Raw genomic sequence first — 26,392 nt, 5'->3', positions numbered from 1 at the left:
GCCGCCGTGTTCACGTGCGCGGCGTGCGGGCTGGTGTACGAGCTGGCGCTGGTCGCGCTCGGCAGCTACCTCGTCGGCAACTCCGTCACGCAGGCGTCGATCGTCCTGTCGGTGATGGTGTTCGCGATGGGCGTCGGGTCGCTCGCCGCGAAGCCGCTGCAGGGCCGCGCGGTCGTGGCGTTCGCGGTCGTGGAGGGCGCGCTCGCGCTGATCGGCGGCGTGTCGGTCCTCGCGCTGTACGCGGCGTTCGCGTGGCTCGACCTGTACGTCCCGGCGCTGGTGGTGGTGTCGTTCGCGGTGGGCGCGCTGATCGGCGCGGAGATCCCGCTGCTGATGACGCTGCTGCAGCGGATCAGGAAGCAGGACGCGGGGTCCGCCGTCGCCGACCTGTTCGCCGCCGACTACGTGGGCGCGCTGGTCGGCGGGCTCGCGTTCCCGTTCCTGCTGCTGCCGGCGTTCGGGCACATCAAGGGCGCGCTGCTCGTCGGCGTCCTGAACGCGGTCGCCGGGATGGCGGTCGTGCTGTGGCTGTTCCGCCGCGAGGTCGGGCGGATCGCGCGGGCCGCGCTGGCGCTCGGCATGGTGGCCGTTCTCGGCGTCCTCGGCGGGACGTACGCGCTGGCCGACGGCTTCGAGGTGTCGGCGCGGCAGGCGCTCTACACCGACCCGATCGCGGTCTCCAAGCGCACGAAGTACCAGGAGATCGTGATCACCCGGCAGGTCGGGCTCGGGCCGTCCGACCTGCGCCTGTTCCTCAACGGCGATCTGCAGTTCTCCTCGGTGGACGAGTACCGGTACCACGAGTCGCTCGTCCACCCGCTGATGGCGGGGCCGCACGGCCGGGTGCTGATCCTCGGCGGCGGGGACGGGCTGGCGCTGCGCGAGGTGCTGCGCTACAAGGACGTCCGCAGCGCGACGCTGGTCGAGCTCGACCCGGAGATGCTGCGCCTGGCCCGCACCTACGGGCCGATCGTGTCGCTCAACCACCGCTCGTTCGAGGACCCGCGCGTGCGGACGGTCGCCGCCGACGCGTTCTCGTGGCTGCGCACCCTGCACGAGCAGTTCGACGCGGTGATCGTCGACATGCCGGACCCGGACGACGTGTCCACGGCCAAGCTGTACTCGGTCGAGTTCTACGGCATGGTGAAGCGCGCCCTCGCGCCCGGCGGCCGGATGGTCGTCCAGTCGGGGTCGCCGTACTTCGCGCCGAAGTCGTTCTGGAGCATCGAGAAGTCGATCGCCGCCGCCGGTTTCGCGGTGACCCCGTACCACGTGGACGTGCCGAGCTTCGGCGACTGGGGGTTCGTCCTGGCGTCCCCGGGGAAGCGGGCCCCCGCGCTGAGGCTGTCGCCCGAGGTCCCCGACCTGCGGTTCCTCGACGCCGCGGTGCTGCATGCGTCGACGGTGTTCCCCAAGGACCGCCGCAGCAGGGACGTCGAGGTCAACACGCTCGTCCACCCGCGCCTCGTCGAGTACGAGGGCCAGGAGTGGAAGAACGCCTGATCAGTCGGGCACCGACCGGCGGATGGCCTTGTCGACGGCCCGCTGGAACGACGTCACCAGCGACTGGATCATCAGCGGCTTGAGCTTCCCGGCCATCTCCATGAGCCGCTCCCGCTCCCGCGGCGACCGCCCGCCCTCCCGGTAGGGGCGGACGACGGTGTCCTGGAAGACCTGCTGGAGCTCGGCGGCCAGCGCGGTGGTGTGCCGGTCGACGGCCTCGTACGAGGCGACCAGCGTGTCCAGCGGCATCGGCAGCTCGGCCAGCTCGGCGCTGACGCCGAGCAGCGCGGGGCTGACGACCCGGACGGCGTCCGCCGACACCCGCTCGACGACGCCGAGGGCCTCCAGCCTCCGGATCGTCTCGTCGTCGAGGTGCCGCCCGGCCCGGCGGTCGAGCTCGTGCCGGTCGAGGTCCTCCGGCCGCTCCGGCGCCCACGGCGACAGCAGCGCCCGCTGGAGCGCGAGGTCTTCGGCGGGCGCGTCCAGGGGGATCTTCTTCAGGTGCTTCTCGATGGAGGCGAGCGTGAGCCCGAGCGACTGGAGCTCCCGGACGAGTTCGAGCCGCGCGAGGTGGTCGGGGCCGTACAGGCCGGTGCGCCCGCGCAGCCTGGGGGGCGGCAGCAGGCCGCGCCCGGCGTAGAACCGCACGGTCCGGACGGTGACCCCGGCGCGCGAGGCCAGCTCGTCGACGGTGAGCTCCATCCCCGCCTCCCTCTATGTGACAGCGTCAGTGTTACATTAACCGAGTATCAGCACTCACTTACTTGAGGGAGACCGCCGGATGGGACGGGACATCTACACCGACGAGCACCACGCCTTCCGCGACATGGTGCGCTCCTTCATCGAGAAGGAGGCCGCGCCCCACCACGAGCAGTGGGAGAAGGACGGGATCGTCTCGCGTGAGGTGTGGCTGGCGGCCGGCCGCGCGGGCCTGCTCGGGATCGACATGCCGGAGGAGTACGGGGGCGGCGGCAACTCCGACTACCGCTACTACGTGATCCTCAACGAGGAGCTGGCGAAGGCCGGCATCCACGGCCCCGGTTTCGCCGTCCACAACGACATCAACGGCGGCTACCTGCGCCAGCTCTGCACCGAGGAGCAGAAGCGGCGCTGGCTCCCCGGCTACTGCTCCGGCGAGATCATCACCGCGATCGCGATGACCGAGCCCGCGGCGGGCTCCGACCTGCAGGGCATCAAGACCACCGCGGTCAAGGACGGCGACGACTACGTCCTGAACGGCTCGAAGACGTTCATCTCCAACGGAATCCTCGCCGACCTCGTCATCGTCGTCGCGAAGACCGACCCGTCCGCCGGCGCGAAGGGCGTCAGCCTCCTCGTCGTCGAGCGCGGCATGGCGGGCTTCGAACGCGGCCGCAACCTCGACAAGGTCGGCATGCACGCCCAGGACACCGCCGAGCTGTTCTTCGACAACGTCCGCGTCCCGAAGGCGAACCTCCTCGGCGAGGAGGGCATGGGCTTCATCTACCTGATGACCAACCTCGCCCGCGAGCGCCTGTCCATCGGCGCCACCGCGATGGCCGCCGCCGAGGACGCGTTCGAGCGGACCCTCGACTACTGCAAGACCCGCGAGGCGTTCGGCCGCCCCATCGGCAAGTTCCAGCACAACCGCTTCACGCTCGCGGAGATGAAGACGGAGCTGACCGTCGCGCGCTCCTTCACCGACGAGTGCATCGTCAAGGAGAGCGAGGGCGAGCTCACCCCCGACGAGGCCGCCATGCTCAAGTGGTGGAACACCGAGCTGCTCAAGCGGGTCGTCGACCGCTGCGTCCAGCTCCACGGCGGCTACGGCTACATGACCGAGTACCCGATCGCCAAGGCGTACCAGGACGTCCGCATCCAGACGATCTTCGGCGGCACCACGGAGATCATGAAGGAGATCATCGGCCGCGGCCTCGGCGTCTGAGCCGCGGTCCCTCCGGCCGGGCCGAACGGCACCGGCCGGGGGGACGAAAGCCCCTACCTCCCCGCCGCCGCCCCGTCGACGATCAAGGGCACGGCGCGCCCGTGACGGGGCGGGCGCGCGGCACGGAGGACGGGCGCACATGACGGACTACCCCTACGCCGACCGGTTCGAGGTCCACGAGCGGCTCCCCGAGGAGGGGCGGCCCCAGGAGGAGATCCTCGCCGAGCTGCGCGAGATGGCGGCCGCGGAGGACGCCTTCTGGGAGACCGGCAAGGCGTCCGGGACGGTCTACTGCGGCGACCACCGGCACTACGCCTTCATGACCGAGGCGTACGGGCTGTTCGGGCACGCGAACGTCCTGCAGCGGGACATGTTCCCCAGCGCGACGAAGTTCGAGGGCGAGATCCTCGCCATGGCCCTCGACCTCATGCACGCCGGCGCCGTCACCGGCACGACCCCGGCCGGGATCGTCACGACCGGCGGCACCGGCAGCATCCTGCACGCGATGCTCGCCTACCGGGACGCCGCCGGCCGGGAACGCCCCAACATCGTGAAGCCGGAGACGGCGCACCCCGCGTTCGACAAGGCGGGCCACCTGTTCGGCATCGAGGTGCGGCAGGCGCCGGTCGACCCGAACACGACGCTGGTCGACACCGGCGCCGTCGCCGACCTCATCGACGCGGACACGGTCGCGCTGATCGGCTCGGCCGGCAATTACGGCTACGGGACGATCGACCCCGTCGCGGAGCTGTCCGAACTGGCCCTGTCGTGCGGCATCGGCCTGCACGTGGACGCCTGCCTCGGCGGGTTCATCCTCCCGTTCGGCGAGGAGCTGGGCCTGGACGTCCCCGTGTTCGACTTCCGGCTGCCGGGCGTCACCAGCATCTCCGCCGACACCCACAAGTACGGGTACGGGCTGAAGGGCACCTCTACGCTGCTGTTCCGCGACAGCGCGCTGCGCAACGCGCTGTACTTCCTCAACACCGGGTGGAGCGGCGGCAAGTACCTGTCGCCGGGCATCGAGGGCTCCCGGTCGGGCGGGCTGCTCGCCGCCACCTGGGCCGGGATGGTCCGGCTCGGACGCGCCGGATACCGGCGCCACGCCGCGCAGATCTTCGAGACGGCCCACCGGATGATCGGCGCGGTGCGGTCGCATCCGGAGCTGCGGGTGCTGGGCGAGCCGACGTTCCTGTTCAGCTTCACCTCCGACGAGTTCGACGTCTACCACGTGTACGACTTCATGGCGGGACGTGGCTGGCGGCTGAACGGGCAGCAGTACCCGAACGCCGTCCACATGGCGGTGACCCGGCCGCAGACCCGGCCGGGCGTCGCCGAGGCGTTCGCGGCGGACCTCGCCGACGCCGTCCCGTACGCCGCGGAACGGCACGCGGCGGGGGAGGCGCCGATGTCGGGCGCGGTGTACGGGGGCGTGCCGGGCGGGCTCACCGACGAGGCCGACGACTTCATCCGCCAGGTCATGGCCGGGATGCTCGACACCCAGCAGTCCCTGCCGCCCGCCGCCCGCTGACCGGCCGGAGCCCCCGACCATGGCCGCGCCGCAGGAGCGCTACGTCCTCACCGTCGACCTCGGCTCCACCGGGCTGAAGGTCGGACTGGTCTCCCTCACCGGGGAGATCGCCCGCTGCGAGTTCGCCCTCGTCACCACGTCCCGGCCGGGCGGCGGCGCGTCCACGCAGGACGCGGAGGAGTGGTGGCGGCTCGTCGGCACCGCCTCCCGGCGGGTCACCGGATCGGTCCGCCCCGAACAGCTCGTCGCCGCGTCGTGCACCGGTCAGTGGGCCAGCACCGTCCCGGTGGACGCCGCCGGGCGCCCCGTCGGCGACTGCCTGCTGTACGACGACACCCGCGGCGCGCCCTACTCCCGCGCCCTGATCGCGGGGCCGGTCGCCGGGTTCGCGCCGCGCAACGCGCTCGCCTGGGTGCGCAGGACGGGCGGCGCGCCGTCGCCCTCCGGCGCCGACCCGATCGGGCACCTGCTGTTCCTGCGGCACGGGATGCCGGACGTGCACGCGGCGGCGCGCTGGTTCCTCGAACCGGTCGACTACCTGACGATGCGGATGACCGGGGTCGCCGCCGCCACGCACGCCTCGATGACGGCGGCGTGGCTGACCGACAACCGCCGCCCGGACGTCCTCGCCTACGACGCCGGCCTCGTCCGGCGCGCCGGGATCGACGCCGCGAAGCTGCCGCCGCTGGTCCCGGCCGGGTCGGTGGTGGGCGGCGTCTCCGCCCGCGCCGCCGGCGAGCTGGGGGTGCCGGCGGGGCTGCCGGTGGTCACCGGCCTGCCCGACCTGCACGCCGCGGTGTGCGGCGCGGGGCCGCTGGACGACTTCCGCGCGCACCTGGCGATCAGCACCACGTCCTGGATCGGGCTGTCGGTGCCGTTCAAGAAGACCGACGTCCTGCGGTCGATCGCCAGCGTGCCGGGCCTGCGGGACGGCTCCTACATCGTCGCGAACAACCACGAGACCGGCGGCCGGTGCCTGCAATGGCTGCACGAGGCCGTGCTGGGCGCGCCCGCCACCGGCGACTCCGACTACGCGCGGCTGGCCGCCCGCGCCGCCGCCGCGCCGCCCGGCAGCAACGGCGTGATCTTCACCCCCTGGCTCGACGGCGAGCGGTCCCCGGTCGACGACCGCGACGCCCGCGCCGGCTTCCACGGCCTGTCCCTCACCACGACGCAGGACGACCTCGTCCGCGCCGTGATGGAGGGCGTCGCCTACAACAACCGGTGGCTGCACGAGGCGGTCGAGCGGTTCGCCGGCCGCCGCCTCGACCCGGTCAGGCTCATCGGCGGCGGCGCCCGCTCGGACCTGTGGTGCCGGATCCACGCGGACGTGCTCGGCCGCACCGTCGAGCGGGTCGCCGACCCGATCAACGCGACGCTGCGCGGCCAGGCCGTCTTCGCCGCGCTGTCGCTCGGCGCCGTCCGCCCCGAGGACGTCCGGATCCGCGTGGACGGCGTCTTCCGCCCCGACGCCGCGGCCGGGGCGGAGTACGCGCGCCTCTACCGGGAGTTCCCCGGCCTGTACCGCAGGCAGCGGCGCATGTTCCGCCGCCTCGCGCGCGGCCGCGCGCCCGTCAGCCGAGCGGCGGCACGACAGCCTCGATGAGGTGCGGGCCCGGCTCGGCGAGCGCCTTGCCGAACTGGGCCGCGAACTCCTCGGCCGTGGTCGCGCGCGACGCCGGGACGCCCATCCCGGACGCCAGCGCGACGAAGTCGAGGGCCGGGCGCGACAGGTCGACCATGTCCCGCGCGACCGTTCCCTGCTCGGGCGGCGCCGGGACCGCGCCGACCCGCGTCGTCTCCATCGACAGGATCGCGTAGGAGCCGTTGTTGAACACGACGGTCGTGACGTCGAGCCCCTCCCGGGCCTGCGTCCACAGCGCGGAGATCGTGTACATGGCGCTGCCGTCCGCCTCCAGGCAGACGACCGGGCGGTCCGGGCAGGCGATCGCCGCGCCGGTCGCGACCGGCAGGCCCTGGCCGATCGCGCCGCCGGTCAGCGACAGCCAGTCGTGCGGCGGCGCGCCGGCGGTGGCGCCGGGCAGCCACAGCCCGGACGTGTTCGCCTCGTCCGACACGATCGCGCCCTCGGGCAGCAGCGCGCCGATGACGGCGGCGGCGCTCTCCCCGGTGAGCGCCCCGGACGGGACGTCCGGCCGCGCCGCCACCTGCAGCGGCGGGGCCGCCTCCTTGGCGACCGCGTCGGCGAGCCGGGCCAGCGCACCGGCCGCGTCCGCGCCGAGGTCGTGCACCTGGCAGCCGTCCGGGACGAGGTCGCCGGGGAGGCCGGGGTAGGCGAAGAACGTCACCGGGCGGCGCGCGCCCGCCAGGATGATGTGCCGGGCGCCGTCCAGCTGCGCCGACGCCATCTCGCCCAGGTACGCGAGCCGCTCGACCGCCGGGACTCCGGCACCGCGCTCCAGCCGGGCCGGGAACGTCTCGCACAGCAGCCGCGCGCCGGTCGCCGCCGCGATCCGCCCGGCGGCCTCCAGCCCCTCGCGCCGGGTCGCGTCCCCGCCGACCAGCACGACGCACGGCTCGCCGCCGGTCAGCGCGGCGGCGGCCGGCTCCAGCGCGCCGTCGGCGGCCGGCTCGGGCGGGGGAGCGGGCAGCGCCGCCGCGACTTCGCCGCCGTCCGACCAGGCGGCGTCGGACGGCACGATCAGCGTGGCGACGCCTCCGGCGAGGGCCGCCGTGACGGCCTCCGCCGCGGCGGGGCCGGCGTCCGCCGCGGTCTCCGGCCGCCGCATCCACGCCGACACCGTCCCGGCCACCGCCGCGATGTCGGACTGCAGCGGCGCGTCGAACCGCCGGTGGCCGGTGGCGTGGTCGCCGATCACCGTGATCACCGGGGTGCGCCCGCGCCGCGCGTTGTGCAGGTTGGCGAGCCCGTTCCCGAGCCCCGGCCCGAGGTGCAGCAGGACGGCCGCGGGCTTGGGCGCCATCCGCCCGTACCCGTCGGCCGCGCCGGTCGCGACCCCCTCGAACAGGCACAGCACGCCCCTCGCGCGCGGCTCGTCGTCCAGCGCCGCCACCAGGTGCAGCTCGGACGTGCCCGGATTCGCGAACCACACCCCGACGCCGGCGTCCGCCAGCGTGCGCACCATGGCCTGCGCGCCGTTCATCCGCATCTCCTCGTCTCAGCCGAACAGAACGCCCGGATTGAGTATCCCGTCCGGGTCGAAGGATCTCTTGATCCGCCGCATCAGCTCCACTTTCGCCGGATCCTCCAGGGCGAGAAAGTGGCGGATCTTCTCCCGCCCGATACCGTGCTCCCCGCTGATCGTCCCACCCAGCTCGACGGCGGCGGCGAGGAGCTCGTCCATCAGCTCGGCCAGCGCGCCGGCGTCCGGCTGGAACACCGACAGGTGCACGTTGCCGTCGCCGGCGTGGCCGCAGCCGCCGATCAGCGCGCCGTGCCGGCCGGCGATCTCCGGGACGGCGGCGAAGAAGCGGGACAGCGCGGTGCGCGGCACGACGGCGTCCACGATCGCGTTCGCGCCGGAGGCCCGCGCCGCCCAGAACGCGCCCTCCCGGGCCGTGATCAGCTTCCGCAGGGGGTCGCCCTGCAGGACGTACACGTCGGCGGCGCCCAGGTCGGCCAGCTGCTCGCCGAGCACCTGCACGTCCTCGTCCAGCCTGTCCGCCGAGCGGTTCTCCAGCACGACGAGCAGGTAGGCGCCGGCGGCGTCGCGGACCTCCTGCGGCACGCCGAGGTCGAGCCCGGCGTTCTGCGTGATGGCCGCCATGGCGAGGACGTCCACGTACTCCAGCACGAGCGGGTCGAGGCCGCCGCCCGTCAGCCGGGGCACGGCCGCCGTCACCGCGTCCGTGCCGGGGAACGGCGCCAGCACCCCCGCGGTGTGCGGGAGCCGGGGCCGCAGCCGCAGCGTCACCTCCGTGACCAGCGCGAGCGTGCCCTCCGACCCCACGATGAGCTGCGTCAGGTCGTAGCCGGTGGACGTCTTCACATACCGGCCGCCCGTCCGGATCACCTCCCCGGTCGGGAGCACCGCCTCCAGCCCGAGCACGTGGTGGCGGGTCACGCCCTCCTTCACCGCGTGCATGCCGCCCGCGTTCGTCGCGACCGTCCCGCCGATGCTCGCGCCGCCCTCGCCGGGGAAGACCGGGTAGACGAGCCCCTTCGCGGCCGTCGCCTCGTCGAGTTCCGCGAGCGTGACGCCCGGCTGCACCACCGCCACCTGGCCGTCCGCGTCGATCTCCAGGATCCGGTTCATCCGCTCGAACGACACGACGAGCCCGCCGGGACGCGGCACCGCCGCGCCGGACAGGCCCGTCCCCGACCCGCGCGCCGTCACCGGCGTCCCGTGCTCGGCGGCGACCCGCAGCACCGCCGCGACCTGCCCGGCGTCGGCGGGCCGCACCACCGCGTCCGGCCGCACCCCGGCGACGCCGAGCGACTCGTCGCCCGCGTAGTCCGGGGGGACCGCGTCGCCCGACAGCACGTGCTCCCCGCCGACGATCTCCGCCAGCGCCGTCCGGACATCCGCCATGGCTTCCCCTCCCAGGTGCCCCGTCCGGCAAGTCTGGTGCCGCCGCCCACCGGCGGCGGCGTGACCTCCGGCCCCAGTCCTCGGGACGAAGGTCCCGGCGCTCACCTCGCGGAAACCCGGCGGCTGCCAGGTTGGCGGCGTGAACGCACCTGAGGACAAGGTCGTACGGCTCGGCTCCGTACGCAAGACATTCGGCGACGTCACCGCGCTGGACGGGGTGAGCCTGGAGATCCGCGCGGGGGAGGCCGTCGCGGTGATGGGCCCCTCCGGCAGCGGGAAGTCGACGCTGCTCAACATGGTCGCCGGCCTGGACCGCCCGGCGTCCGGGACGGTCGAGGTGGACGGCGAGGACGTCACCGCCATGGGCGAGGCGGCGCTGGCCCGGTTCCGGCGCCGCCGGATCGGCATGGTCTTCCAGTTCTTCAACCTGCTCGACGATCTGCCCGCGCTGGAGAACGTGGCGCTGGCCGGGCGGCTGGCCGGCCTCCCCGCGCGGAAGGCGCGGGCGCGGGCGCTGGAGCTGCTGGACGGGCTCGGCGTCGCCGCCCGCCGCGACGCCTACCCTGCGGTGCTGAGCGGCGGCGAGCGGCAGCGGGTCGGGGTGGCGCGGGCGCTGATGAACCGCCCCGCGCTGCTGCTCGCCGACGAGCCGACCGGCGCCCTCGACAGCGCGACCGGCGAGCAGGTCGTCGACCTGCTGCTCGACCTCAACCGGCAGGGGCAGACGCTGCTGCTCGTCACCCACGACGAGCGGCTCGCCGCCCGCTGCGCGACGCGGCTGGTCGAGTTCCGGGACGGCGGGATCGTCCGGGAGGCCGCGCTGGAGAGGGGCGTGCGGTGAGCGCGGTGCGGACGGCGGCGCGGGCCGGGGTGCGGCGGCGCCGGACGCAGTCGGCCGCCGTCGCCGTCGTCGTGGCGCTCTCCACGGCCACCCTCGTGTTCGGGCTCGGGCTGCTGACCGCCTCGCACTCGCTGTTCGGCGACGCCTTCGCGGAGGCGCGCGGGGCGCACGCGGCGGCCTCGTTCGACGCGGGGAAGGTGACCGCGGCGCGGGCCGCGGCGACCGGGCGCGCGTCCGGCGTCGCCGCCGCCGCGGGCCCCTTCCGGACGGCGGTGCTGGCGGGCACGCCGATGCTCCCCGGCATGCGCGGCGGCGAGGGCGGCCTCCTCGTCGCCGGGCGCGCCGACCCCGGCGGGCCCGTCGACCGGTTGACGGTCACGGCGGGGCGCTGGGTCCGCGCGGCCGGTGAGATCGTGCTGCGGGGACGCCCCTCCGGCCCGATGAGGATCGGCTCGACCGTGACGTCCCCCGGCCTCTCGCCGCTCACCGTCGTCGGCTTCGCCGCGTCGGCGACGGACGGGCCCGGCGGCTGGGTGACCCCCGGGCAGATCGGCGTGCTGCGCCCCGACGGCCTGCGGATGCTGTACCGGTTCGACCGCGCCGGCGACGCGGCGGAGGTCCGGCGGAGCCTCCGCGCGGCGACCGCCGGGCTGCCGCTGCGGGGCTACGACTCCTACGCGGTCGCGAAGCGGGCCTTCGAGGAGGAGTTCGACCAGCTGATCCCGTTCATCACGGTGTTCGGGGCGCTCGCCATGGCGGTGTCGGTGTTCATCATCGCGAACGTGGTCAGCGGCGCGGTCGTCTCCGGATACCGGCACATCGGCGTGATGAAGGCGGTCGGCTTCACCCCGGCGCAGGTGACCGGCGTCTACGCCGCGATGGTCACGGCGCCCGCGCTGCTCGGCTGCGCGGCGGGCCTGCTCGGCGGCCACCTGCTCGCCGCCCGGGTCGCGGCGAACCTGGCGGAGGGCTTCGGGCTGCCGTCCGCCGGGGGAGCCGGCCTCCCGGCGGACGCGGCCGCGGGCGGCGCCGTCCTGGCCATGGCGGTGTCGGCCGCCGTGCTCCCGGCGCTGCGGGCCGGACGGCTCCCGGCGGTGCGGGCGATCAGCGCCGCGGCCGTGTCGCACGGCGGGCGGGGCCGGGGCGTGCAGAAGCGGCTGGCCCGCACCCGGCTGCCCGTCCCGGTCGGGCTGGGGCTCGGGCTGCCCGCCGCCCGCCCCGCCCGGACGGCGCTGACGCTCGCGGGGCTGTGCCTGGGCGTGACCGCGGTGACCATGGGGTTCGGGCTGCAGCAGACGGTCACGAAGATCCTCACGGCGGACGCCGAGGGGCACACGTCCGTCCAGGTCGGCGTCGATCCGCGCGCCGGCGGCGGCATGGCCGAGCGGCAGGCGGCCGCGCTGGTGCGGGCGCAGCCGGGGACCGCCCATGTGATGTCGTTCGACGCCGTGACCGTGCGGGTCCCGGGGCTGCCCTCGACCCTGACCGCCGAGGCCTACAGCGGGGACTACCGCGCCTTCCTCGGCGACAACCTCGTCCGGGGACGCTGGTTCACCGGCCCGGGGGAGGCGGTGCCGTCCGAGGCGTTCATGCGGCTCAACGACCTGGACGTCGGCGACACCCTCACGCTCCAGGCCGGCGAAGCGCGGGCCGCCGTGCGGATCGTGGGCGCGTTCGCGCACTCCGACACCGACCGGATGATGCTCGACGCCGCGACGCTGCCGGGCGCCGGGGACCCGAACCGGCCCCCGTCGTTCGCGGTGATCGTGAAACCGGGGACGGACCCGGCGGCCTATGCCGCCCGGATCAACGCGGCCTCGCCGGGCCTGATGGCCGAGGTCGCCGAGTCCGACCTCGGCGCCGGCGTCGTCTTCGGCGGCCTCTTCCTGCTGTTCTCGCTGATCATCTGCACGGCGGCGGGGCTCGGGGTCCTCAACAGCGTGCTGCTCAACGCCCGGGAGCGCAGCCGCGACCTCGGCGTCCTCAAGGCCGTCGGGGCGACGCCGCGGCAGGTCGTCCTGCTGATGGTGACGTCGATGGCCGCGCTCGGGATCGCCGCCGGCGCGCTCGGGGCGCCCCTGGGCGTGCTCGCCCACCACGGCGTCGTGGTGCTGACCGGCGACATGCTCGGCAGCGGGATGGCCGAGCCGTGGATCCACGTCTACACCTGGACGCTGCTGCTGCCGCCCGCGTGCGCCGGGCTGCTGGTCGCCGTCCTCGGCGCGTGGGCGCCCGCCGTCCGGGCCGCCGCCGCCCGCACCGCCGCCGTGCTCCGCGGCGAGTGATCGTCACGGGAGGGCCACGGCCACGGACAGCCCGCCGTCCGGGTTGGCCGCGGCCCGCACGGCGCCGCCATGGGCGCGGACGATGGCGGCGACGATCGACAACCCGAGGCCCGCGCCGTCCGCCGGCCCCGTCCGGTCGCCGGCCAGCCGCCGGAACGGCTCGAACAGCTCGCCCACCCGCTCGGGCGGGACGACGGGCCCGGTGTTGCGGACGGCCAGCGCCTCCCGCGACAGCTCGACCTCGACCCCGCCGCCGGGGTGGTTGTGGCGGATGGCGTTCTGCACGAGGTTGGCGGCCATCCGGGTGAGCAGCACCTCGTCCCCGGAGACGGTGACGGGCCGCGTGTCCGTGCTGACGGTGACCTCCGCGCTCTCGGCGAGCGCCCGGTTGTCCGCGACGACCTGCTCGACCACCGCCTCCAGGTCGACCGGCGCGCGGCGGTCCAGCCCGCGCTCGCCCTGGGCGAGGACGAGCAGCCCCTCGATCAGCCGCTCGGACCGCCGCGTGTTGCGCAGCATCTCGTCCCTGACCTCGGCGAGCCGCGCGGGCGACGGGTCGGCGAGGCCCACCTCGATCGCGGTGCGCTGGACGGCGAGCGGCGTGCGCAGCTCGTGCGAGGCGTTCGCGACGAACCGCCGCTGGCTGTCGACCGCCTTCTCCAGCCGGTCGAGCATGGCGTCGAAGGTGTCGGCGAGCTGCTTGAGCTCGTCCTGCGGGCCGTCCAGCGCGATGCGCTCGTGCAGGGTGGACAGCGACAGCCGGCGGGCGGTGCCGGTGATCCGGTGCAGCGGCCGCAGCAGCCGCCCGGTGAGCCACCACGACACCGCGAACGCCAGCACGACGATCACCGCGACCGCGGCGAGGATGACGGCGCGCTGCGAGTCCACCAGGCCGTCCTGGAACTGCTCGCGTCCGACGACCCGCTGCGCGCCGGTCCGCGCGCCGGGCCCCGCGATCTCGGACGGCGGCGGGGCGCACGGCATGCCGGCCGGCGCCTCCTCGCACGGCACCAGGAACGGGGCGTCCTGCACCCGGCTGTCGACGATGCGCTGCTGGATCCACAGCACGACGCCCAGCACCGTGAGGGTGATCACGGTGAAGAGCCCGCCGTAGAGCAGCGTCATGCGGGCCCGGACCGTCATCGGCCTCACAGCCGGTACCCGCTCCCCGGAACGGTGACGATGACGGGCGGCTCGCCCAGCTTCGCCCGCAGCTTGCTCATGGTCACCTTGACCACGGTGGTGAACGGGTCGGTGTTCTCGTCCCAGGCCCGCTCCAGCAGCGCCTCCGTGCTGACGACCGTGCCGCGCGCCTGCATCAGCACCTCCAGCACGGCGTACTCCTTGCGGGACAGCGGCACGGGGCGGCCGTCCCGGAACGCCTGCCGCCGCGCCGTGTCCAGCGTGATCCCGGCGTGCTCCAGCACCGGCGGCAGCCGCGGGACGTTCCGCCGGGCCAGCGCCGCGACCCGCGCCGCCAGCTCGTCGAACGCGAACGGCTTGGCCAGGTAGTCGTCCGCGCCCAGGTTCAGCCCGTCGACCCGCTCGTGCACGGCGCCCGACGCGGTCAGCATCAGGATGCGGACCGCCGCGCCCCGCTGCGCCAGCTCCCGGCATATGTCGTCGCCGTGCACGCGCGGCAGGTCCCGGTCGAGGACGAGCACGTCGTACTCGTTGACCGCGAGCCGCTCCAGCGCCCCGTCCCCGTCGTAGGCGACGTCCACCGCCATCGCCCGCTTCCGCAGCCCTTCGGCGACCAGATCGGCGAGGAACCGCTCGTCCTCGGCCACGAGTATCCGCATCGTCCCATTGCCGCAGACCCGCGATAAGGCGGCGGTTAACGCCCCTCCGCCAGCGAGACGAGGAGGCCGTTGAGCCGGGAGACGAACGCGCCCGGCTCCTCGATCCGGGCGCCGCTGGTGAGCACCGCCTGGTCGAACAGGACGTGCGCCCAGTCGCCGAGGCGCGGGTCGTCCTGCCGGCCGTTGAGCCGCTCGACCAGCGGATGGCGCGGGTTGATCTCCAGGACCGGCTGGTTCGGCAGCCCCGAGCCCCGCATGCGCTGCGCGAGGGAGAACTCGGTCTCCGCCTCGTTCGCGACGATGCAGGCGGGCGACGTGGTGAGGCGGCTGGTCACGCGCACGTCGAACGCCCGGCCGTCCAGGTGCTCCTTGAGCTTGCCGACGAGGTCGGCGTAGTCGGCGTCGGCCTGCTCGGCGGCCTCCTTGTCGGCCGCGTCCTCCATGTCGCCGAAGTCGGGCGCGCCCTGGGCGACCGACTGGAGCCGCTTGTCCTCGAACCGCGGCAGTGCGGTCACGACGAAGTTGTCGACGGCGTCGTCCAGCAGGAGGACCTCGATGTCCTTCTCGCGGAACGCCTCCAGGTGCGGGCTGGACGCGGCGTCCGACAGGCCGGGCGCGAGCAGGTAGTAGATCTTGTCCTGCCCCTCCTTCATGCGGGACACGTAGTCGCTGAGCGAGACGTCGTCGTGCTTGGTGGAGGTGAACCGCAGGAGCCGCGCGATGTCGTCCCGGTGGGCGGGGTCGTCCGGGATGCCCTCCTTCAGGGTGGCGCCGAACTCCTTCCAGAAGGTCGCGTACTTCTCGGGCTCGCCCTCGGCCATGTCCTTGAGCAGCTTGAGGACCCGCTTGATCGCGCTCGACCGGATGTGCTCCATGGCCTGGCCGCCCTGCAGGATCTCGCGGGAGACGTTCAGCGGCAGGTCGGCGGAGTCGATGATCCCGCGGACGAACCGCAGGTAGCGGGGCATCAGCCGGTCGGTGTCCTCCAGGACGAAGACGCGCTGCACGTGGAGCCGCACGCCCTGCAGCGACTGCGGCAGCCACAGGTCGAACGGCGCCTGCGACGGGACGAACAGCAGCAGCGTGTACTCGTACCGCCCCTCCACCTTCGCGTGGACGTAGGCGAGCGGGTCGGAGAAGTCGTTGGTGAGCTGCCGGTAGAAGTCCTTGTAGTCCTGCTCCTTCAGCTCGCTCTTCGGACGCGCCCACAGGGCCGTGGCCTGGTTGACCGGGGTCTCGTCGCCGCCCAGCAGGATCGGCCGCCCGATGTGGTCGGAGTACCGCTTGATGACCGTCCGCAGCCGGTACTCGTTCAGGAACTCGTCCTCGCCGTCGCGCAGATGCAGGACGATCGTCGTCCCGCGCTCCTCGCGCTCGACGGTCTCCACCGTGTACTCGCCCTTGCCCTCGGACGTCCAGCGCACGCCCTGGTCCGCCGGCAGCCCCGCGCGCCGCGTCGTCAGCGTCACCCGGTCGGCGACGATGAACGCGGAGTAGAAACCGACGCCGAACTGCCCGATCAGCGCCGTGTCGCCGCGCTTGTCGCCGCTCATCGCGCGCAGGAACTCGGCGGTGCCCGACCGGGCGATCGTGCCGATGTTCTCGATCACCTCCGCCCGGCTCATGCCGATGCCGTTGTCGGCGATGGTGATCGTGCGGGCGTCCTTGTCGAAATCGACCCGGATCCGCGGTTCGTCGTCCGGCTCCTTCCCGGTCGACTCCGGCTCGGCGAAGCGCTCGATCCGGAACCGGTCGATCGCATCGGACGAATTGGAGATCAGCTCGCGCAGGAATATCTCCTTGTTGCTGTAGAGCGAATTGGCCATGAGATCGAGGATCTGGGCCGCTTCGGCCTGAAAGCTGAAGGTCTCCTCCGCCGGCAGAGTCACCGTGCCCCTCCTGGTCATACCGTTCGGACGACCCATCAGAATAGCGCCCCGGCCATTCACCCCACCCCGATCGTCACCACTTGTAGTCGAGGAACTTGCCGTCGAAGGTGACGACGACTCGGTCGCCTTCGGGGTCCTCGCGGCGGGAGAGGTCGACGCGGAAGTTGATCGCGCTCATGATGCCGTCGCCGAACTCCTCGTGGATCAGCTCTTTGAGGGCCGGCCCGTAAACCGAGAGCGCCTCGACGAACCGGTAGATCGTGGGGTCGCTCATCACCGCCGGGTCGGTTCCGCGGACCGGCTGGAGCATCAGGCTCTCCGCGACCGCGTCGTCCAGTTCGAGGAGGCGGCAGACCGCCCGCGCCTGCTCCTCGCTCAGCGGATGCCGGCCGAGCAGCGCCGCGGTCGCCCACACGACCGGCGCGCCGATCTCGTCGGCGATCCGCGCCCAGGACAGGCCGCGCCTCGTTTTCGCGGCGGTCACCAGTGCGGCGGCCTCGGACTTGCTCATGATGGGTTTCACGTCGGGCTCCTTCAGCTAGGCGGACGCCACAAGCCTTACCGGCAGGACGGCCCCCGGCGGGCGCCCGACATCAACTCTTCACGGCGGCTATACATGCGCCTGGCCGCCGCGTCCGGTGTGTTACGCCCGTGTGACGTCGTGATGACGCGGCCGCGCGCCACCGGGTGAGCCGTCCGTGACAGGGAGCTTCCCCCTCTGTCACGGGCGGGTAATCCGCGCTGCCCACACTTGGCCGGACAGCCGATCCCCGCGTTTCCGCGAAGGAGTCATCGCATGTCCTACGTGTCACCGCCGGAACTCGTCCGCAAGATGGTCGACGCCGGTCAGGCCAAGGTCCTCATGTCGGCCCGCGACACCGTGATCCGCGCCTACATGGCCGGCGCGATCCTGGCGCTTGCGGCCGCGTTCGCCGTCACGGTCTCGGTGCAGACGGGCCAGCCGATCGTCGGGGCGCTGCTCTTCCCGGTCGGGTTCTGCCTGCTCTACCTGATGGGGTTCGATCTCCTGACCGGGGTCTTCACCCTCGTCCCGCTGGCGCTGCTCGACCGGCGGCCGGGCGTCGGGTGGCGCTCGGTGCTGCGCAACTGGGGGCTGGTCTTCGCCGGCAACTTCGCCGGCGCCCTCACGGTCGCCCTCATGATGGCGACGATCCTCACCTACGCCTTCACCGTCGACCCGAACGACGTCGGCGAGAAGATCGGCTCGATCGGCGCGTCCCGGACGGTCGGGTACGCCGACCACGGCGCCGCCGGGATGCTGACGCTCTTCATCCGCGGCGTGCTCTGCAACTGGATGGTCTCCACGGGCGTCGTCGCGGCGATGATGTCGAAGTCCGTCTCCGGCAAGGTGATCGCGATGTGGATGCCCATCCTCGTCTTCTTCTACATGGGCTTCGAGCACTCGGTGGTGAACATGTTCCTGTTCCCGTCCGGGCTGATGCTCGGCGGTGACTTCTCGATCGCGGACTACTTCCTCTGGAACGAGATCCCCACGGTGATCGGCAACCTGGTCGGCGGCCCGCTGTTCGTCGGGCTCGCGCTGTACGCCACCCACGCCCGCACCGGCGCGGCGCCCAAGGAGGAGACCGCGGATCCGGCCGGAGCGCCCGTCCGCGCCCTGGAACGATAAAGTCTCACCTGGTCCCACACGACGCCGATGGGTGGACGAATGAGAATCGTCGTCGACGACCTGTCCGGACCGCAGATCGCGGAGTTCCTGGCGGAGCACATCCGCCAGATGCGATCCATCACGCCGCTGGAGAGCAAGCACGCTCTCGACCTCGACGACCTCCGCAAGCCCGACGTGACGTTCTGGTCGGTGCTGGACGACGGAGCCGTCGTGGGCTGCGGCGCCCTGAAGAGGCTCGACCCCTCCCACGCCGAGCTGAAGTCGATGCGCACGGCCCCGGCCCGCAAACGCAGCGGCATCGCCTCCAGGCTCCTGGACCACATCATCACCGAGGCCAGGCGCATGGACTTCACGCGGCTCAGCCTGGAAACCGGCTCCGACGACTTCTTCCTCCCGGCCCGCAACCTCTATAAGAAGTTCGGCTTCACCTACTGCGCCCCCTTCGCCGACTACCGCCCAGACCCCCACAGCGTCTACATGACCAAACACCTCACCCCCGACGCCTGAAGGTCAGACGAAGGCGGCGGTGCCCGTGTATCCGGCTCGGCGTGCGGGGCCGGCGGTTTCGTACTCGAGGAGCAGCAGGCCGTTCTTCGTCGCCTCATACCGGACGAGGCGGAGGCCGGACGGGGCTCCCTGGCCGTTCAGCAGGCGCCGCCCGGTCCTGAGCACCGTGGGCGCGACGACGAGCCGGAGCGCGTCGACCAGCCCCGCGCCCAGAAGGGCGTCGCCCAGCCGGGCGCTGCCGTGAACCTGCAGCTCCCGTCCCGGCCGCGCCTTGAGCTCGGCGACCGCCTCGACTCCCTTGAGCACCGTCGCCGGCTGCCACGTCCCCTCGCGGAGCGTGTTCGACACCACGTACTTCGGCAGCGTGTTCATCCGCCCGGCGAACGGGTCGGCCGGGTCGGTGACCCGCGGCCAGTCCCGCGCGAACGCCTCGTAGGTGCGCCGCCCCAGCAGCAGCCCGCCGGCGAGGTCGAGCCAGTCGGAGGCGCGCTGGACGAACGTGCCGTCCATGTGCGGGACGAGCCATCCGCCATGGGCGAACCCGTCGCTGGTGTCCTCGTCCGGTGACCCGGGCCCCTGGCTGACCCCGTCGAGCGTGACGAACTGGGTGATGGTGACCTTCATGGCGCCGTTCCTTCCACGAGTTCGGCGAGTTGCCCTGTGACCGTCCCCCACCCGTCGGCGAAGCCGAGCTTGTCGTGCCGCGCGCGGGCGTCCGGGTCGCCGTGCCGGACGAGCATCCGGTACGCCGTCCCGTCGGGGTGGTCGTCCAGCGTGATCGTCGCCGTCATCGCGACCGGGGCGGGCCGCGCGGGACGCCACGTGCTGTCGATCGCGTTGGTGAACACGATCCGCCGCTGCTCCTCGACGTCGAGGAAGCAGGCGTCGAGGTGGGGCGCGAACGGGCCGCCGTCGCTCAACCGCGTGACGAACGCCCCGCCCGGCCTCAGCTCGAACCGCTCCACCCTGCACCGGCTGGGAGCCGGCACCCACCACTGCTCGAGCCGGGCGGGATCGGCCCACGCGCTCCACACGACCGCGCGCGGCACGCGGATGACCCGCTCCAGCGCGAGGTCGAGGTCGGGGTTCATCGCTCCTCCAAACCGGTGACGAACCGTTCGAGGCGGTCGGTGCGCTCCTCCCAGATGCGCCGCTGCTCCGCGAGCCACTCGTCCAGCAGGACGAGCCGCTCCCGGTTGAGCGTGCACGTGCGCACCCGCCCCGCCTTGGCCGTGCGGATCAGCCCGTTCGCTTCGAGCGTCCGCACATGCTTCATGAACGAGGGCAGCGTCATGGGGAACTCGCGCGCGAGGTCCCCGACGCTCGCGGGCCCGGCCCCGAGCCGCCGCACCACCGCCCGCCGCGTCGGATCGGCGAGCGCGACGAACACCCCGTCCAACTCCGCCGAATACTGTGCCATGCGGCTAAGTATTACCCGCCGACGATAGTTAGCGCAAGGGCTAAGTGTTGTCGCGCCGGGCGAGGTTCACCTGCGCACTTATGGGTATCCGCCCCGAACGAGCGATATCGGGGGAGGAATCATGGCTGCTCAGGAGACAGGCCACATCACCGGGACCAAGGACAAGGACTACAACATCACTTGGTTCGTCGAGCAGTGCCTGAGCAACGCGCTCAGGCTGGACACCTACATCGAGGACGCCGAGCGCGACGGCGACGTCGAGCTGGCCGACTTCTTCCGGCGCGCCCAGGGCGAGAGCCGCAAGGGGGCCGAGCAGGGCAAGGAACTGCTCAAGCAGAGGCTCTGACCCGGGGAGGCGGCCCGCCCCGGCGACCACCGCCCGGTCAGGGGGTGGCGCAGGTTATGCAGGTGCGGGTCGCCGGGCGGGCGGCCAGGCGTTCCGCGCCGATCGGGCCGCCGCATTGCTCGCAGGTGCCGTAGGCGCCTTCGCGGAGGCGGCGCAGCGCGTCGTCGATGTCGGCGAGACGCGCGCGGGCGCGGCTCAGGGACGCCTCGATCCGGGCGCGCTCGAAGGCGATCGTGGCGCCCTCCGGGTCGTGCTCATCGTCCACCCCGGTCTGCGACGACGCCTCGACGACGCCGTCCCAGTCGCCGCTCAGCGACGCGATGAGTTTCAGCGTGCCGGCGCGGTCGGCGAGCAGGCGTTCTTCCCCCGGGCTCATCTGGCATGCAACGTCTGCCGCGCGGCACTCCATTCCGGTGACGGCCGGCCATGGACGTGGCGCTGCTGCCGGTCAGCCTTCGCGGCGGACCTCCTGGACGTTCCAGCCGTTGCCGTCCGGGTCCTTGAAGAAGACGAAGCGGCCCCAGGGGAAGTCGTGGACGTCGCTGACCTCTACGCCGCGGGAGGCCAGGTCGGCGCGGGCCGCCTCGGCGTCGGCGACGACCAGTTGCAGGCCCTGGACGGTGCCCGGCGCCATCTCCGCGCCGAGGCCCGAGCCGATGGCGATCGAGCAGGGCGAGCCCGGCGGGGTGAGCTGGACGAACCGGACCTCGTCGCTCACCCGGTGGTCGTGGTCGGCGTTGAAGCCCGCCTTCTCGGTGTAGAACGCCTTGGCGCGATCGATGTCGGAGACGGGTACCGTGACCAGTTCCAGCCTGTAATCCATGGCGTTTCTCCTCGGTGTGCCGGTCTTCACAGTCTCATTGAGGCGGGTTTCCGGAGGGCATGCGGCGCGTCCGGGCCAGGTCACTTTTTGGGGTGGGATCTACGTCGGGCCTGTCCAGAAACGGCTGGTGGCTCCACATAGAGGGCGTCTGCCGGGGGAGTAGTGCCATGTGACAGCGGTCGTTACGGGTGCACACCGTGGTCGCGCAGGGGGCCGATGGTCAGCGCGGCGGCACGGCAGCGGGTCACGACCTCGGGGAGGGCGCCGAGGGCCGACTTCCAGGCGCCGGGTGCCGCGGTGACGTCGCTGTCGTGCAGGAGGAGCGTCGCGCCGCCTTCCAGGTCCGGCGCGAGGGTCCGTAGGACGGATTCCGGGGTGGACGCCGCCGTCCAGTCCCTGCCCCAGGCCGTCCACAGGACGGGATGCAGGCCGTTGCGCCGGGCCGCCAGCAGCGCCTCGGTGCTCAGGGCGCCGTACGGGGGCCGGTACCACGATGGGGCCACGCCGCACACGTCCTCGATGAGGTGCACGGTGTTCCGGATCTCCGCGGCGGCCCGGCCGGGGCGGGTCGTGAGGGTGTTGTCGTGGTGCCAGCCGTGCACGGCGATCTCGTGGCCTCCGGCGACGATGCGGCGGCCGAGCGAAGGGGCACGGCTGAGCATCGCGCCGAGGACGAAGAACGTCGCGTGGCAGCCCAGGCGGGCCAGTTCGTCCAGGAAGAGGGGCGTGGAGCGGGGGTCGGGGCCGTCGTCGAGGGTGAGCGCCACATGGCGGGGGCCGCCGCGGCCGGCGAGGCGGGGGGTCAGGCGGCGGACCGGGGCGAGCCACGTCGCCGCGGGCAGCGCATGGGCCAGGACGGCGGCGGTCAGGGCGGCGGGCACGCGGCGGGACATGAAGACAGTTTCACCGGGGGGAGCTCAATCAATGGGCAAACGACTCTTAATTCTGACGGCGGGCATGGGGGCCGGGCATGACGCGGTCGCCGCGGAGCTGGCCCGCAGGATGGAGATCCAGAAAGTGGAGACGTCCGTTTTGGACGTTCTCGACCTGGTTCCGCTGAAGCTGGGGCGCGGGCTGCGGCGCCTGTACTCGGGGATGGTCCGGTCCGCGCCGTGGCTGTACGAGGGGATCTACCGGGCGTTCTTCGTGCCGCACCGCCCGCTGCCGGCGTCGCCGCTGACGGCGCTGATCGCGCGGCGGCTGGACGCCCGCATCCGGGAGCTGCCGCCCGACGCGGTCGTGTCGACGTTCCACGTGGCCGCGCAGGCGGCCGGGCGGCTCCGGGACTCGGGGCGGCTCACCGTGCCGTCGCTGGTGCTGGTGACCGACTTCGCCGTCCACCGGATGTGGCTGCACGCGGGCAACGACCGCTACCTGTGCCCGGACGAGCGGTCGGCGCGGACGGTCATGGAGCGGACGGGGCGCCCGGCGGGCGGGCACGCGCCCGTGGTGCGCCCCGAGTTCCGCCGGAAGCGCGCCGCGGGCGACCGGCTCCGCGAGGCGGCGGGCGCGCGGCCGGACGACAAGGTCGTGCTGATCTCGGCGGGCTCCTGGGGCGTCGGCCGGGTCGTGGAGACCGCGCAGGGCGTCGCGGCGTCCGGCCGGTACGTGCCGGTGGTGCTGTGCGGCCGGAACGAGCGGCTCCGCGAGCGCGTCTACGGGCCGGCGCTGGGCTGGCGGGACGACATGGCCGAGCTGATGGCGGGCGCCTACGCGCTGATCGACAACGCGGCGGGGCTGACCTGCCGGGAGGCGTTCGCGTGCGGGCTGCCGGTGATCTCCTACCGGCCGATCCCCGGGCACGGCCGGGACGGCGCCGCGGAGATGGCCCGCGCCGGCCTGAGCAGCTACGCCAGGACGCCGGGCGAGCTGGTGGAGGCCCTCGACCGGCTGAAGGACGAGGCGGTGCGGGAGGCGGGGGCCCGCAGGGCGGGCGCGCTGTTCGACGCCGTCCCCGCCGAGCGGGTCATCCGGTCGGTGCTCGGCTGACGTCGTGCTCCTCGTGCAGCAGCGGGGACCGGGCGATGCCGATGCTGCCGAGGAGTATCAGCGCCAGGCCCGCGGCCTCCACGACCGTCCACGGCCCGCCGCGGACGTTCTCGCCGAACAGGTAGACGCCGAGGATGATGCTGGCCACGGGGTCGGAGATGGTCAGCGCGGGCTGCACGGCGACGAGGCTGCCGCTCTGCAGCGCGTTCTGCAGCAGGAACAGGCTGGCGAGACCGGCCAGCGCCATGGCGTAGAGCTGCCAGGACGCCAGGACGGCGCCGATGCCGCGCTCGAAGTCGCGCGTGGCGGTGTTCATGTACGCGGCCGTCAGCGCGAACCCGATCGACGTGGTGACGCCCAGCAGGACGGCGCGGACCGGCCCGCGGATCATCCACGCCAGCGCGCTGAGCCCGGCGACGCAGCCGACCGTGGCGGCTGTCGCGATCGCCCATGCAGCGGTGGTCGGCCGGTGGTAGCTCTCGTCGGGCGACAGCGCGAACAGCAGGGCGGCCAGCCCGGCGCTGAGCAGGACGACGGCGGTCCACGGCACCCGGGCCAGCCCGCGCGGCGGCAGCCACGCGATGAGGATCATGGTGAAGGGCAGCTCGACCGCCAGCAGCGGCTGGACGAGCGACAGCCCCGCGATGGACAGCGCCGTCGCCTGCAGCACGAACGCGGCGATGAGCGCGCCGATGCCGCCGATCCACATCGGGCTGCGCAGCAGGTCCAGGATGAGCGCGGGCTTGAAGGCGTCCGACTCGGGCGCCGCCTTGGCCGCCCGCCGCTGCAGCACCGACGCCAGGGCGTTCGCGGCGCCGGCGAGCAGCGCGAGGACGATCGGGATCACCGGCACTCCACCCCGTCAGGCGGCACGGCCGCGCGTTCGCCGGGTTTGCCGAGGTACGGGGACCGGCCGAGGACGACGATGCCCGCGACCATCGCGGCGAGCCCGAGCGCCTCCAGGGCGAGGTCGGACACCTCCAGCCGCACCCGCTCCCCGAAGATCACGATGCTGAGCGCGATGCCGGTGAGCGGCTCGGCCGCGGTGGTGGCGGGCAGCGAGATCCGCAGCGGCGCCGCGTCGAACGCGCTCTGCGCGAACAGCAGCCCGAGCGCCCCGATGGCCACCAGGCCGTACGGCTGCCAGGTCACCAGGGCGCGGGTGAAGCCGTCGTCGGAGAGCAGCAGCACGCTGCGGGTCAGGGTGTCCTGGAGCCCGTACAGCAGCCCGGCGCCGCACGCCAGCAGCATCGCGCGGACGCGCAGGTCCCGGTGCAGGCCGCCGAACGCGCACAGGGCGACCAGGGCGATCACGGCCCCGCCCGCGAGCCAGCGCGGCGAGTGCGCGCCGGGCAGGGCGCCGCCGTGCGGCACCCCGATCGCGAGGAACAGCGCGACGCCGCAGGTCAGCAGCAGCGACCCCAGCCACTCGTTGCGGCCGAGCCGCTCCCGGTAGATCACGTGCGCGGCGAACAGCGCGAAGATGAGGTTGACCGTGAGCACCGGGGTGACCTCGGCGACGTCGGCGGTGTTCAGCGCGAACGCGAAGATGATCTGACCGGTGATCATCGAGGCGATGCCGGTCAGCCAGAGCCGGCTGCGCAGCAGGTCCAGCAGCAGCCGCGGATGCAGGATCTCCTCCAGCGGTTCCCGGAACGCGGCGTGCTGCTGCGCGACGAAGCCGAGCCCGATGAAGCCCGCGGCCGCCACCGCGACGGTCATACCGAGAATGCTCATCCGAATCCACGATCTCCCCCGACCGATCCGTCCGGACCCGCACCTACCCGGGGTCGCCGGACGCAACCGGGCGCCGCCCCCGGACGAGACCGGATCCGGCCTCCCCTATTACACAAACCGACTGGACGGTATGTAATGCGAAGGTATTTAATGCGGGCGTCTGCCAGAGGAGCACCATGCGCATCCGAGCCCTCACCGCCCTTGCCGCGACCGTTCTCGCCGCGCTGGTCCCAGCGGGCCCGGCCGCGGCCAAGGGCACCCCCGACGACCAGCCGCTACCCGGTTACACGATCGACAACCCGCCGCTCGCGCCCGTCCAGGTGCACGGGGCGCCGTCGCGCGTCCTGCAGGGCGTCCACCGGCACGCGGCGTACGACATCGAGGTGCCGCCGCACTGGAACGGGAGGCTCGCGCTCTACGCGCACGGCTACGCCGGCCAGGGGACCGTGCTGACGGTCGGCCCGCCGCCGTTCGGGCTCCGGCAGCGGCTGCTCGACCAGGGGTACGCGTGGGCGGCGTCGTCGTACTACGACAACGGGTACGACGTCCGCGCCGGGGTGCTGAGCACGCGCGACCTCGCCGAACTGTTCGCCCGCAAGGTGGGGCGGCCCAAGCAGCGCGTCATCGTCGGCGTGTCGATGGGCGGGCACATCATCGGGCGCTCGCTGGAGCAGTTCCCCGGCTACTACGACGGCGCGCTGCCGATGTGCGGGGTGCTCGGCGACGACGAGCTGTTCGACTTCTTCCTCGACTACAACGTGGTGGCGCAGGACCTGGCCGGCGTCCGGGAGTACCCGGTGACGGACCAGTACGCCACCGTGACCGTCCCGAAGATCGAGGCGGCGCTCGGGCTGACCGCGCTGCGCCCCGGCGGGCCGGACACCGCGAACGCGCGCGGGAAGCAGTTCCGGTCGATCGTCATCAACCGGACGGGCGGGGCGCGCCCCGGGGCGGTGCAGTCGTTCGCGTTCTGGAAGGACTTCCCCTTCACGCTGGCCACGCCGCCGGTTCCCGGCGCGACGCTCGCGGAGGATCCGGGTCAGCTGTCGACGAACCTGTTCACCCGGTACCGGCCCGACAAGCCGGTGGACGTCAACAGGACCGTGCAGCGGGTGCGGGTCGCGAACCTGCCGGCGCGGCTGTCGAACCGGCTGTCGCAGGTGCCGCGCATCAACGGGCGCCCGCACGTGCCGGTGCTCAGCCTGCACGGGCTGGGGGACATGTTCGTCCCGTTCTCGATGGAGCAGATCTACGCCTCCGAGGTGGCGCGGCAGCACCGGTCGCGGCTGCTCGTCCAGCGGGCCATCCGGACGACGCAGCACTGCGAGTTCTCCGCCGCCGAGGCGGGGACGGCCTGGGACGACCTCGTGCGCTGGATCGACACGGGCAGGCGCCCGGCCGGTGACGTGACGACGAACCCGCGGATCGTGGCGGGCGCCGACTACGGGTGCCGGTTCAGCGATCCCGCCGCCTACGCGGCCGGGACGGGGACGCGGCGCCTCTTCGAGCCCTGCCCCGGGAAGTGATGCGGAGAAGACGGACGCGGAGACGGCGCGGAGACGACCCGGAGGTGACCCGGAGTAAGTCCGGCCACACGCGCCCGTGGCCGGATCCCGTCGGCGCGCCCCTGCGG

General features: G+C 73.2%; 26 protein-coding genes. 11 read left to right on the top strand and 15 right to left on the bottom strand.

The window, feature by feature from the left end; all coding sequences use genetic code 11:
• Nucleotides 1-6: 6 nt before the first annotated feature.
• Nucleotides 7-1,503, top strand: a complete 1,497-nt coding sequence (locus ABTW95_RS05460; protein WP_500224846.1) for a polyamine aminopropyltransferase — start codon at nucleotides 7-9, stop codon at nucleotides 1,501-1,503.
• Here ABTW95_RS05460 and ABTW95_RS05455 read toward each other — a convergent pair whose 3' ends face one another.
• A complete protein-coding gene (locus ABTW95_RS05455) occupies nucleotides 1,504-2,205 on the bottom strand; it encodes a MerR family transcriptional regulator (protein ID WP_396447482.1) in 702 nt (233 codons plus the stop codon). It abuts the gene before it with no gap.
• A 79-nt stretch (nucleotides 2,206-2,284) separates the two neighbouring features.
• Here ABTW95_RS05455 and ABTW95_RS05450 point away from each other — a divergent pair, with 79 nt between their 5' ends.
• The 3 genes from ABTW95_RS05450 (at nucleotide 2,285) to ABTW95_RS05440 (ending at nucleotide 6,561) form a co-directional block, all read left to right on the top strand.
• On the top strand, nucleotides 2,285-3,427 hold the full coding sequence (locus ABTW95_RS05450; protein ID WP_500224843.1) for an acyl-CoA dehydrogenase family protein: 1,143 nt from the start codon (nucleotides 2,285-2,287) through the stop codon (nucleotides 3,425-3,427).
• Between the two features lie 139 nt (nucleotides 3,428-3,566).
• Nucleotides 3,567-4,955, top strand: a complete 1,389-nt coding sequence (locus tag ABTW95_RS05445; protein WP_396447484.1) for a pyridoxal phosphate-dependent decarboxylase family protein — start codon at nucleotides 3,567-3,569, stop codon at nucleotides 4,953-4,955.
• 19 nt (nucleotides 4,956-4,974) lie between these two features.
• Complete coding sequence (locus tag ABTW95_RS05440) at nucleotides 4,975-6,561, top strand: xylulokinase (RefSeq protein WP_500224839.1); 1,587 nt, start codon at nucleotides 4,975-4,977, stop codon at nucleotides 6,559-6,561.
• Here ABTW95_RS05440 and ABTW95_RS05435 read toward each other — a convergent pair.
• Together ABTW95_RS05435 and ABTW95_RS05430 are read right to left on the bottom strand one after the other, a co-directional pair.
• Nucleotides 6,530-8,080 (bottom strand): acetolactate synthase large subunit, encoded by a 1,551-nt coding sequence (locus ABTW95_RS05435; protein ID WP_500224836.1) that lies wholly within the window; start codon nucleotides 8,078-8,080, stop codon nucleotides 6,530-6,532. The two genes, ABTW95_RS05440 and ABTW95_RS05435, sit on opposite strands and share 32 nt — an antisense overlap.
• A gap of 15 nt (nucleotides 8,081-8,095) precedes the next feature.
• Nucleotides 8,096-9,469, bottom strand: coding sequence for an FAD-binding oxidoreductase (locus ABTW95_RS05430; protein ID WP_500224832.1), 1,374 nt, complete (start codon nucleotides 9,467-9,469; stop codon nucleotides 8,096-8,098).
• Nucleotides 9,470-9,608: 139 nt separating this feature from the next.
• On the opposite strand from ABTW95_RS05430, the gene ABTW95_RS05425 reads away from it, so the two are divergent.
• Nucleotides 9,609-10,310, top strand: a complete 702-nt coding sequence (locus ABTW95_RS05425) for an ABC transporter ATP-binding protein (protein WP_500224831.1) — start codon at nucleotides 9,609-9,611, stop codon at nucleotides 10,308-10,310.
• A complete protein-coding gene (locus ABTW95_RS05420; protein ID WP_500224829.1) occupies nucleotides 10,307-12,595 on the top strand; it encodes an ABC transporter permease in 2,289 nt (762 codons plus the stop codon). The genes ABTW95_RS05425 and ABTW95_RS05420 overlap by 4 nt, the downstream gene beginning before the upstream one ends.
• Nucleotides 12,596-12,598: 3 nt before the next feature.
• Here ABTW95_RS05420 and ABTW95_RS05415 read toward each other — a convergent pair whose 3' ends face one another.
• The 4 genes from ABTW95_RS05415 to cynS form a co-directional block, all read right to left on the bottom strand.
• Entirely contained in the window at nucleotides 12,599-13,738 is a 1,140-nt protein-coding gene (locus ABTW95_RS05415) for a sensor histidine kinase (RefSeq protein ID WP_500225037.1), read from the bottom strand.
• A 5-nt stretch (nucleotides 13,739-13,743) separates the two neighbouring features.
• The gene (locus tag ABTW95_RS05410; RefSeq protein WP_500224826.1) at nucleotides 13,744-14,397 is read right to left on the bottom strand and encodes a response regulator transcription factor; all 654 of its coding nucleotides are present in this window, start codon (nucleotides 14,395-14,397) and stop codon (nucleotides 13,744-13,746) included.
• A gap of 35 nt (nucleotides 14,398-14,432) precedes the next feature.
• The gene (htpG, locus tag ABTW95_RS05405) at nucleotides 14,433-16,286 is read right to left on the bottom strand and encodes a molecular chaperone HtpG (protein WP_396447488.1); all 1,854 of its coding nucleotides are present in this window, start codon (nucleotides 16,284-16,286) and stop codon (nucleotides 14,433-14,435) included.
• Between the two features lie 73 nt (nucleotides 16,287-16,359).
• Entirely contained in the window at nucleotides 16,360-16,809 is a 450-nt protein-coding gene (gene cynS, locus ABTW95_RS05400; protein WP_500224822.1) for a cyanase, read from the bottom strand.
• A gap of 273 nt (nucleotides 16,810-17,082) precedes the next feature.
• Here cynS and ABTW95_RS05395 point away from each other — a divergent pair, with 273 nt between their 5' ends.
• Nucleotides 17,083-17,937 carry a formate/nitrite transporter family protein gene (locus ABTW95_RS05395; RefSeq protein WP_500224821.1) on the top strand — a complete coding sequence of 285 codons (855 nt, stop codon included), beginning with the start codon at nucleotides 17,083-17,085 and terminating at the stop codon, nucleotides 17,935-17,937.
• Nucleotides 17,938-17,976: 39 nt separating this feature from the next.
• Complete coding sequence (locus ABTW95_RS05390; protein WP_396447492.1) at nucleotides 17,977-18,444, top strand: GNAT family N-acetyltransferase; 468 nt, start codon at nucleotides 17,977-17,979, stop codon at nucleotides 18,442-18,444.
• Nucleotides 18,445-18,447: 3 nt separating this feature from the next.
• On the opposite strand, the gene ABTW95_RS05385 is transcribed toward ABTW95_RS05390, so the two are convergent.
• From ABTW95_RS05385 to ABTW95_RS05375, 3 genes are read right to left on the bottom strand one after another with little or no spacing between them, the layout of a single operon-like run.
• The gene (locus ABTW95_RS05385; RefSeq protein WP_500224818.1) at nucleotides 18,448-19,068 is read right to left on the bottom strand and encodes a dihydrofolate reductase family protein; all 621 of its coding nucleotides are present in this window, start codon (nucleotides 19,066-19,068) and stop codon (nucleotides 18,448-18,450) included.
• Entirely contained in the window at nucleotides 19,065-19,535 is a 471-nt protein-coding gene (locus ABTW95_RS05380; protein ID WP_500224815.1) for an SRPBCC domain-containing protein, read from the bottom strand. Before ABTW95_RS05380 ends, ABTW95_RS05385 begins: the two co-directional genes overlap by 4 nt.
• Nucleotides 19,532-19,864 carry an ArsR/SmtB family transcription factor gene (locus ABTW95_RS05375; protein ID WP_396447495.1) on the bottom strand — a complete coding sequence of 111 codons (333 nt, stop codon included), beginning with the start codon at nucleotides 19,862-19,864 and terminating at the stop codon, nucleotides 19,532-19,534. Before ABTW95_RS05375 ends, ABTW95_RS05380 begins: the two co-directional genes overlap by 4 nt.
• 121 nt (nucleotides 19,865-19,985) lie before the next feature.
• Between ABTW95_RS05375 and ABTW95_RS05370 the strand changes: the two genes are divergently transcribed.
• Nucleotides 19,986-20,210, top strand: a complete 225-nt coding sequence (locus ABTW95_RS05370; RefSeq protein WP_500224812.1) for a hypothetical protein — start codon at nucleotides 19,986-19,988, stop codon at nucleotides 20,208-20,210.
• Nucleotides 20,211-20,247: 37 nt separating this feature from the next.
• Here ABTW95_RS05370 and ABTW95_RS05365 read toward each other — a convergent pair whose 3' ends face one another.
• The 3 genes from ABTW95_RS05365 to ABTW95_RS05355 all read right to left on the bottom strand — a co-directional run bounded on the left by ABTW95_RS05365 (nucleotide 20,248) and on the right by ABTW95_RS05355 (nucleotide 21,926).
• Nucleotides 20,248-20,586: a TraR/DksA family transcriptional regulator gene (locus ABTW95_RS05365; protein ID WP_500224811.1), complete on the bottom strand. Its 339-nt coding sequence runs from the start codon at nucleotides 20,584-20,586 to the stop codon at nucleotides 20,248-20,250.
• Nucleotides 20,587-20,658: 72 nt separating this feature from the next.
• Entirely contained in the window at nucleotides 20,659-21,033 is a 375-nt protein-coding gene (locus ABTW95_RS05360; protein WP_500224809.1) for a VOC family protein, read from the bottom strand.
• A 182-nt stretch (nucleotides 21,034-21,215) separates the two neighbouring features.
• Complete coding sequence (locus ABTW95_RS05355; RefSeq protein WP_500224806.1) at nucleotides 21,216-21,926, bottom strand: polysaccharide deacetylase family protein; 711 nt, start codon at nucleotides 21,924-21,926, stop codon at nucleotides 21,216-21,218.
• Nucleotides 21,927-21,957: 31 nt separating this feature from the next.
• Between ABTW95_RS05355 and ABTW95_RS05350 the strand changes: the two genes are divergently transcribed.
• Nucleotides 21,958-23,022: an MGDG synthase family glycosyltransferase gene (locus tag ABTW95_RS05350; protein ID WP_500224803.1), complete on the top strand. Its 1,065-nt coding sequence runs from the start codon at nucleotides 21,958-21,960 to the stop codon at nucleotides 23,020-23,022.
• On the opposite strand, the gene ABTW95_RS05345 is transcribed toward ABTW95_RS05350, so the two are convergent.
• Both ABTW95_RS05345 and ABTW95_RS05340 read right to left on the bottom strand, forming a co-directional pair.
• Nucleotides 23,000-23,869: a DMT family transporter gene (locus ABTW95_RS05345; RefSeq protein WP_396447500.1), complete on the bottom strand. Its 870-nt coding sequence runs from the start codon at nucleotides 23,867-23,869 to the stop codon at nucleotides 23,000-23,002. The two genes, ABTW95_RS05350 and ABTW95_RS05345, sit on opposite strands and share 23 nt — an antisense overlap.
• Complete coding sequence (locus ABTW95_RS05340) at nucleotides 23,866-24,759, bottom strand: DMT family transporter (RefSeq protein ID WP_396447501.1); 894 nt, start codon at nucleotides 24,757-24,759, stop codon at nucleotides 23,866-23,868. The genes ABTW95_RS05345 and ABTW95_RS05340 overlap by 4 nt, the downstream gene beginning before the upstream one ends.
• A gap of 176 nt (nucleotides 24,760-24,935) precedes the next feature.
• Between ABTW95_RS05340 and ABTW95_RS05335 the strand changes: the two genes are divergently transcribed.
• Entirely contained in the window at nucleotides 24,936-26,285 is a 1,350-nt protein-coding gene (locus ABTW95_RS05335) for a hypothetical protein (protein WP_500224795.1), read from the top strand.
• Nucleotides 26,286-26,392: the final 107 nt, after the last annotated feature.

It is taken from the genome of Spirillospora sp. NPDC127506, from assembly GCF_040302145.1.
In the GTDB taxonomy this organism is placed as follows: domain Bacteria; phylum Actinomycetota; class Actinomycetes; order Streptosporangiales; family Streptosporangiaceae; genus Spirillospora.
The sequence above is the reverse complement of the archived record's forward strand: the minus strand, read 5'-3'. Positions and strand labels throughout refer to the sequence as shown.